Consider the following 2549-nt stretch of genomic DNA (forward strand, 5'->3'; position numbering starts at 1 on the left):
CCTCCACCGCCCTGGCCCTCGCCAAGTACGGCGTCACCGCCAACGCCATCTGCCCGCGCGCCCGGCGCCGAGTCTGCCTCCGCGTCCGCCGCTGCTTCCGGCACGCCCGGCCCGATGGCGAATCCGGCCACTCCCGCGCCCAAGGCGTCCGCGCCCGAACCGGCCGCGCACACTCCGGCGTCCAAGCCCCGGGGAACCCCCCCGCCCGCGAGCGGTTCCCGGGCCGGCGGGGGCTCCTCCAACCGGGTGCGCGCCCGCCTCGCCCGCCTCGGGGTGCAGCGCTCGTCGCCGTACAACCCCGTCCTGGAGCCGCTGCTGCGGATCGTCCGCAGCAACGACACCAAGATCGAGACCTCCACCCTCCGCCAGATCGAGCGCTCCTACCAGGTCGCCGAGCGCTGGCACCGGGGCCAGAAGCGCAAGAGCGGCGACCCGTACATCACCCATCCACTGGCCGTCACCACCATCCTCGCCGAGCTGGGCATGGACCCGGCGACGCTGATGGCGGGCCTGCTCCACGACACCGTCGAGGACACCGAGTACGGCCTGGACACCCTGCGCCGCGACTTCGGGGACCAGGTCGCCCTGCTCGTCGACGGCGTCACCAAACTGGACAAGGTCAAATTCGGCGAGGCGGCCCAGGCCGAGACCGTCCGCAAGATGGTCGTCGCCATGGCCAAGGACCCGCGCGTCCTGGTCATCAAACTCGCCGACCGGCTGCACAACATGCGCACCATGCGCTATCTCAAGCGCGAGAAGCAGGAGAAGAAGGCCCGCGAGACGCTGGAGATCTACGCGCCCCTCGCCCACCGCCTGGGCATGAACACCATCAAGTGGGAGCTGGAGGACCTCGCCTTCGCGATCCTCTACCCCAAGATGTACGACGAGATCGTCCGGCTCGTCGCCGAGCGGGCCCCCAAGCGCGACGAGTATCTCGCCATAGTGACCGACGAGGTCCAGTCCGATCTGCGCGCCGCCCGGATCAAGGCCACCGTCACCGGCCGCCCCAAGCACTACTACAGCGTCTACCAGAAGATGATCGTCCGCGGCCGGGACTTCGCGGAGATCTACGACCTGGTCGGCATCCGGGTCCTCGTCGACACCGTCCGCGACTGTTACGCGGCACTCGGCACCGTCCACGCGCGATGGAACCCGGTCCCCGGCCGGTTCAAGGACTACATCGCCATGCCGAAGTTCAATATGTACCAGTCGCTCCACACGACGGTCATCGGACCCAACGGCAAGCCGGTCGAGCTGCAGATCCGCACCTTCGACATGCACCGCCGCGCCGAGTACGGCATCGCCGCGCACTGGAAGTACAAGCAGGAGCCGTCCGCCGGAGCCTCCAAGGTGCGCACCGACGTACCGAAGAAGTCCGGCAAGGACGACCACATCAACGACATGGCGTGGCTGCGCCAGCTCCTCGACTGGCAGAAGGAGACCGAGGACCCCTCGGAGTTCCTGGAGTCCCTGCGCTTCGACCTCTCCCGCAACGAGGTCTTCGTCTTCACCCCGAAGGGCGATGTCATAGCGCTTCCGGCGGGCGCCACACCCGTCGACTTCGCCTACGCCGTCCATACGGAAGTGGGCCACCGGACCATAGGGGCACGGGTCAACGGACGCCTCGTACCGCTCGAATCGACCCTCGACAACGGCGATCTCGTGGAGGTCTTCACCTCCAAGGCCGAGGGCGCGGGCCCCTCCCGCGACTGGCTCGGCTTCGTCAAATCGCCCCGCGCCCGCAACAAGATCCGCGCCTGGTTCTCCAAGGAGCGGCGCGACGAGGCGATCGAGCAGGGCAAGGATGCGATCGTCCGCGCCATGCGCAAACAGAATCTGCCCATCCAGCGCATCCTCACCGGCGACTCCCTCGTCACCCTCGCGCACGAGATGCGCTACCCCGACATCTCGTCCCTCTACGCGGCGATCGGCGAGGGGCATGTGGCGGCGCAGGGCGTCGTACAGAAGCTGGTACAGGCACTCGGCGGCGAGGAGGCCGCCAACGAGGACATCGCCGAGTCCACGCCGCCGTCGCGCAGCCGGGCCAAGCGCCGGGCGAACGCCGATCCCGGAGTGGTCGTCAAGGGCGTCGAGGACGTCTGGGTCAAGCTGGCCCGCTGCTGTACGCCCGTGCCAGGGGACCCGATCATCGGCTTCGTCACCCGGGGCAGCGGGGTGTCGGTCCACCGCGCGGACTGCGTCAATGTCGACTCACTGTCGCAGCAGCCGGAGCGCATCCTGGAGGTCGAGTGGGCGCCCACCCAGTCCTCCGTCTTCCTCGTCGCCATCCAGGTAGAGGCGCTGGACCGGTCGCGGCTGCTCTCGGACGTCACGCGCGTGCTGTCCGACCAGCACGTGAACATCCTCTCGGCCGCCGTCCAGACCTCCCGCGACCGGGTCGCGACCTCGCGCTTCACCTTCGAGATGGGGGACCCCAAGCACCTCGGGCACGTCCTCAAGGCGGTCCGCGGCGTCGAGGGCGTCTACGACGTCTACCGCGTCACCTCCGCGCGCCGGCCCTGAGTCCTCGTGCGTGGGTGCGCATGTTC

Annotated in this window: 1 protein-coding gene; it reads left to right on the forward strand. The window is 69.0% G+C overall.

Annotation, left to right across the window (positions count from 1 at the left end):
• Positions 1-2523, forward strand: a 2523-nt coding sequence (locus tag ACWF94_RS38435) for a RelA/SpoT family protein (protein ID WP_453499601.1), incomplete at its 5' end; no start/stop codon positions are given.
• Between the last annotated feature and the right edge of the window lie 26 nt (positions 2524-2549).

It is taken from the genome of Streptomyces sp. NPDC055078, from assembly GCF_053607985.1.